This is a genomic window from uncultured Fretibacterium sp. (assembly GCF_938030725.1).
GTDB lineage: Bacteria > Synergistota > Synergistia > Synergistales > Aminobacteriaceae > Fretibacterium.
In genome coordinates this window covers 1-5,898 of the sequence record NZ_CALHIQ010000164.1, presented here as the reverse complement: position 1 = coordinate 5,898, position 5,898 = coordinate 1, and the positions used below count along the sequence as shown (strand labels likewise).

Sequence of the window (5,898 nt, the reverse complement as noted above, 5' to 3'; positions counted from 1 at the left end):
GGGGCAGGCCCTGCCACAACGACTGCCCCGCCCCCTGCAGAAACTCCGCAAACCGCAGCGCCCCCGGCCCCATGTCGCCGATCCCGAAGCGCGAGGGAAGCGAGGTCATGGGAAGCAGCACGCCGCATTTTCTCCTGTCCATTTATTTAAAACCTCCAAAGAGCCGGCAGGGCGCGGGGGGAGTTTTTTCCCGCCTCACGCGCCCCCGCCGCGCGCCCTCAGTCGAGATGGCCTGAGCTGTGGGTGACGCGCCCGCCGCAGAGGGTCAGGTCCACTCCGACGTCCGCGAGGTCGCCGGGGTGGACGGCGAAGGGGTCCTGATCCAGCACCACAAGGTCCGCGTCGCGCCCCGGCGCGATCTCGCCGCGGCGTCCCTCGTTGTGGCCGCACCACGCCGCGTTCCACGTGCAGGCGGCGATGGCCTCTGCCACGGAGAGGCGCTCCTTGGGGTTCCATGCGTCTTCGCCGCTGCCTGGGGCCGCTCGCGTCACGGCGGCCTGAATGCCCGCCAGGGGGCGTAGGTCCTCGATGGGGGCGTCCGAGCCCGACGCCAAGACGATGCCCCGCCGCATCATGGTGCGCCAGCGATAGCTTCGGTCCGCCCGCTCCTGCCCCAGCCGCTCCCGCGCCATGGCGCGGTCCGAGGGCACGAAAGAGGGTTGGACGGCGGCACAGAGCCGCAGGGCCCGCATCCGATCGAGCTGGTCGTCGTCCGCCACCTGGGCGTGGACGATGATGTGGCGGGCGCTCCACCTCCGCTCCGACTGGGCGCGCTCCAGGGCCTCGAGGCACATGTCCAGCGTGCGGTCCCCGATGGCGTGCAGCGCCGTCTGCATCCCGGACAGGTGGGCGGTGAGAACCAGGTCGTCCAGCTCCTCCTGGTCGAAGAGGGCCATGCCGCGCTCACCCCACGCATCGGCGTAGTCCTGCCTCAGGCAGGCCGTCCTTCCCCCCAGGGAGCCGTCGCAGATGAGCTTCATCGGCCCGATCTGGAAGAAGGGCACCCCGTCGCCGCTCCGCCATCCGTCGGAGAGAAAGTCCAGGAGGAGGTCCCGGCTGGGCAGGCGCATCTGCTCCCGCAGGCGGAAGGGCAGGTCCCCCGCCAGGGCCGCGTCCATGAAGAACCGTTCCGCCCTGCGAAAGTCGAAGGAGAAGACGGCGAGGTCGTCGGAGTGTATCTCCGTCAGGCCGAAGCTCGCCGCCAGGGGGCCATAGGCGTGCAGCAGGCGGGTGATGTCCTCGTTCGACATGGGGGGAAGGCATCGCTCCACGAGCTCGACGGCCGCCTCCTTCAGGATGCCGTCGGGCTCGCCGTCCATGCCCAGCTCCACGGTCCCCCGCTCCACGCGGGTGTCGCGCGTGATGCCTGCAGCCTCCAGCGCCGCCGTGTTGACCGCGGCCACGTGCTCGCAGGCGCGCCACAGGATGACGGGGACGTTGGGGAGGATCGCGTCGAGGTCGTGGCGGGTGGGGACGGCCCCACGTAGGTTCTCGGCCGTCCAACCCAGGCCGCGGTACCAGCCGCCCGCGGGGAAGGGGTGCTCCGCGGCGAAGTCTGCGAGGGTTTCCAGGAGCTCGTCCAGGGAGCGGCAGCCCCCAAGCTGAACCTGCTCCTGAGCCATCGCCCAGTGCAGGAAGTGCGCGTGGGAATCGCAGAAGCCGGGCAGCACCGTGCGCCCCTGCAGGTCGAAGACCCTCGCGTCCCCGGAGGGCCGCGAGGCGGGCGCCGCGCCGACCGTCGCCACGCGCCCCGCTTCGACCGTCAGGGAGTCCACGATGCCGTTAGGGGTGTGAATGCGCCCGTTGATCAGGGCAATCCTTTCCGTCTGCCGCATCCGATATGAAGCCTCCTTCGCCCCCGGAGGGGCGCTGAATTTTCTTGTGTTTAATTATACGTCAAAAGGCGTTTTCGAACGCCGCCCGGGCACCTGGAGCGCCGTCCCGTCCTTAGGATCGCCTGATGGAAGGCGGCGTTCGCCGTCAAAATCCGCGTTTGTGTGATAAGATTGTCAATTATCGTGCCGTCGATCCGCCCGTTCCCCGCCGGGAGCGGAGGTCCGACGGAAGACCGGCGCGGCTGTTCCAAAAGGACGGGGCAGGGCGCGGAATGATTTTGGGAGGCAGTTTTTTTATCATGAGCAGTCAGGAGAAGGACTATAAGGACACGCTGAACCTTCCCGTCACGAACTTCCCCATGCGGGCCAATCTGGCGAAGAGGGAGCCCGCTTTTCTGAAGTTCTGGCAGGAGAAGGACATCTACCACAAGGCCCTGAAGGCACGGGAAGGCGCTTCGGAACGCTTTGTGCTCCACGACGGCCCCCCCTACGCCAACGGCAACATCCACCTGGGAACGGCCTTCAACAAGGTGCTGAAGGACTTTATCGTCAAGTACAAGATGATGACGGGGCGGTATGCCCCCTACGTTCCGGGCTGGGACACCCACGGCCTGCCCATCGAGCTTCGGGCGCTGAGGGACAGCCACATCTCGAAGGACGGCGTGGACCCCCTGGAGCTGCGCAGGAGGTGCAGGGAAACGGCGCTGCACTTCCTGAACGTGCAACGGGAGCAGTTTATGCGCCTGGGGGGCCTCGGCGAGTGGGAGAAGCCCTACGTCACGCTCAACCCCGGCTACGAGCGTCATGAGCTTGATGCCTTTGCCGACATGGTGGACAAGGACCTGATCTATCGCGGGCTGAAACCCGTCTACTGGTGCATCGACTGTCAGACGGCCCTGGCGGCCGGCGAGATCGAGTACTGGGACGAGGAGTCCCCCTCCGTCTACGCCGCCTACCCCCTGCCCAGCGCGGCGAAGCGGTTCCCACAGCTGGAGGGGAAGGACGTCTACGTCGTCATCTGGACCACGACGCCCTGGACGCTGCCCTCCAGCGCCGCCGTCGCCGTCCACCCCCGGTACGAGTACGGGTTCTACGCCTGCGGCGACAGGGTCTACTGCCTGGCCGTGGACCTGAAGGACGCGGTGTGCGCGGCCGCGGGGCTCGCCCTGGGCGATCCCCTCCTCGTCGTCCCCGGCGCGGAACTGGAGGGGCTCACGGGCACGCACCCCTTCTACGACGACCACGAGGTCCTGGTGGTGCTGGCGGACTACGTGGAGCTGGACATGGGCTCCGGCTGCATCCACACCTCCCCCGGACACGGCGTGGAGGACTACGAAACGGGCGTCCGCTACGGGCTCCGGATCGCGAGCTCCGTGGACAGCACGGGGCGCTTCGAGCAGGACGTCCCCGTCGTGGCCGGCATGTCGTTGGAGGAGGGCGGGGCGAAGGCCCTTGAGATGCTGCGGGCCCGCGGCCGGCTGCTGGGACAGGGCAAGCTGATGCACAGCTACCCCCACTGCTGGCGCTGCAAGAAGCCCGTCATCTTCCGCGCCACGGACCAGTGGTTCATCGACGTGACGAAGTTCAAGGACGAGGCGCTCCACGTCATCGACGACGCGGTGCGCTGGATTCCCGGCTGGGGACACGACCGCATCTACAACATGGTGCAGACCCGCTCCGACTGGTGCATCAGCCGCCAGAGGGTCTGGGGCGTCCCCGTTCCGGCCATGCACTGCAAGGACTGCGGCGCCTTCACGCTGACGGCGGACCGCATCCGGACGCTGGCGGAGAGGGTGAACGGAGACCCGGAGGGGACCTCCATCTGGTGGAGCCGCTCCCTTCAGGACCTGTTCGGGGACCGGGCCCTGTGCGACCACTGCGGCTCGCACAACGTGGAGAAGGACAGCAACATCCTGGACGTGTGGTTCGATTCGGGCGTTTCGCACCTGGCCGTGCTGAACGAGGACTTCGGGCTCTCCTGGCCCTGCGAGATGTACCTGGAGGGCAGCGACCAGCATCGGGGCTGGTTCCAGTCCTCCCTCCTGACCTCCGTGGCCATCAAGGGCCGCGCGCCCTACGGCAGCGTCCTGACCCACGGCTTCATCCTGGACGGCGAGGGGCGCAAGATGTCGAAGTCCCTGGGTAACACGATCCTTCCGGAGGAGATCGTGGACGAGAGCGGCGCGGACATCCTGCGCCTGTGGGTGGCCTCCACAGACTACAGGAACGACGTTCGCATCTCGAAGGGCATCATCAAGGGGCTGTCGGAGACGTACCGCCGCATCCGGAACACGGCGCGCTTCCTCCTGGGAAACCTCCACGGCTTCAACCCCGGCGGGGACGCCGTGCCCTACGAGAGGATGCTGTCGATGGACCGCTGGATTCTGGATCGCCTGCAGCGGACGATCGAGAGGGTGCGGGGCTCCATGGAGGACTACGAGTTCCACATGCCGACATCGGCCATCCACTCCTTCTGCGTCAACGAGCTGAGCGCCTTCTACCTGGATGTGAGCAAGGACAGGCTCTACGTCGAGGCGGCGGACTCCCTGACCCGGCGCAGCGCACAGACCGCCATGTGGGAGGTCCTCTCCGCCCTCACCCGGATGCTGGCGCCCCTCTTGAGCTTCACGGCGGAGGAGGTATGGCAGGAGATGCGCGCTCTCGACCCGTCGTTGGCGGAGAGCGTCTTCCTGACGGACTTCCCGACGGCGGACTGTTCCAAGGTGGACGACGGGCTGGACGCGCTGTGGGAGAACGCCCTGACGCTGCGGGGCGCGGTGAGCCGGATGCTGGAGGGCCTGAGGGCGGACAAGACCATCGGCACCTCGCTGGAGGCTGCCGTCCAGGTGAAGCGCTCTCAGATCACGGACCCCGCCATGAAGGGCTTCACGCCTCAGGAGCTGGCGGACGTCTGCATCGTTTCCCGCTTCGACTTCGTCGACGAGCTGACGCTGCCCCGGCGCTTCAAGGACGCGGAAACGGGCATCGAGGCGGCGGGCGGCTTCACGGAGGGCGCGAAGTGCCCGCGCTGCTGGAAGTACTCCGACGCGGCGGACGGCGAGGGCCTGTGCCCGCGCTGCGCGGCCGTGCTGCGCGGAATGGCCCGTTGACCCCCGTGCCCCGCTCTAACCGTGGCCCCCTGTGCAAGGGGGCCTTTTTTTGAAGGGAGGTGCGGCCGCATGGCCGAAGACGAGGTGCTGGAAACCTTGACGGGGGACGGGGAAGGCGGGCGCCTGGACGTCTTTCTGTCCCGCGGGCTTGGCGTCACACGCTCCTTCGCCCAGAGGCTCCTGAAGGAGGGCCGGGTGGAGGGGCCGGGGACACGCCTCAGGCCCGCCGCAAAGGTCCTGCCGGGGGCCGTCTACCGCGTGGCGCTCCCGGAGCCGGAGGGGATGGAGATCGAGCCGGAACCGGTGGCGTTCGGGGTCGTGTACGAGGACCGGGACCTGGTGGTGATCGACAAGCCCGCGGGGATCGTCGTGCACCCCGCGCCGGGACACTGGCGCGGCACGCTGGTTCACGGCCTCCTGTGGCGCTACCCTGAGATGCGCCTCCTGAGGAACCGGCTGAGGCCCGGCATCGTGCATCGGCTGGACGCCACGACGTCGGGCCTCATGGTGGTGGCCCGGCGTCAGGAGGTCATGGAGGAGCTGCAGCGGATGTTTCAGGCGCGACAGGTGACGAAGGAGTATCTGGCCCTGGCGCAGGGGGCCCTTCCCTCCGATCGGGGGACCCTCTCCGGCCCCATCGCACGGGACCCGGAGAACCCGCTGCGCATGGCCGTGGTGGAGGGGGGGCGGCCCGCCCTCACGGGCTATCGCGTCCTGTGGCGCCGGGGTGGGGCGTCGTTGACGGTCTGCTCCCTCTTTACGGGGCGCACGCACCAGATCCGCGTCCACATGGCGGCCCTGGGGCACCCGCTCTTCGGCGACGCGCTCTACGGGGCGTCCAGGGGGCGGGAGCTGGGGCGCGTGTTCCTGCACTCGTGGCGCCTGGCCTTCCTGCACCCCGTCACGGGCGTTCCGCTCGCCTTCCGCCTTCCGCTGCCCCGCGAGCTTCGGGA

At 68.4% G+C, this 5,898-nt stretch carries 4 protein-coding genes; 2 read left to right on the top strand and 2 right to left on the bottom strand.

Annotated elements, in window-relative coordinates; translation table 11 throughout:
- The coding region (locus tag Q0629_RS10215) for a 4-alpha-glucanotransferase (protein WP_366123305.1) at nucleotides 1-109 on the bottom strand (109 nt) is incomplete at its 3' end.
- 109 nt (nucleotides 110-218) lie between these two features.
- Nucleotides 219-1,835, bottom strand: coding sequence for an amidohydrolase (locus tag Q0629_RS09285; RefSeq protein WP_298781725.1), 1,617 nt, complete (start codon nucleotides 1,833-1,835; stop codon nucleotides 219-221).
- Between the two features lie 299 nt (nucleotides 1,836-2,134).
- On the opposite strand from Q0629_RS09285, the gene ileS reads away from it, so the two are divergent.
- Together ileS and Q0629_RS09275 are read left to right on the top strand one after the other, a co-directional pair.
- Complete coding sequence (gene ileS / locus Q0629_RS09280; RefSeq protein WP_298781723.1) at nucleotides 2,135-4,945, top strand: isoleucine--tRNA ligase; 2,811 nt, start codon at nucleotides 2,135-2,137, stop codon at nucleotides 4,943-4,945.
- A 69-nt stretch (nucleotides 4,946-5,014) separates the two neighbouring features.
- Nucleotides 5,015-5,898: RluA family pseudouridine synthase (locus Q0629_RS09275; RefSeq protein WP_298781721.1), on the top strand; the 884-nt coding region annotated here is incomplete at its 3' end.

What these genes read in the sequence shown, in the direction of transcription:
- Q0629_RS09285 (WP_298781725.1), bottom strand. Translation starts at nt 1,835, where the DNA reads ATGCGGCAGACGGAAAGGATTGCCCTGATCAACGGGCGCATTCACACC.
- ileS (WP_298781723.1), top strand. Translation starts at nt 2,135, where the DNA reads ATGAGCAGTCAGGAGAAGGACTATAAGGACACGCTGAACCTTCCCGTC.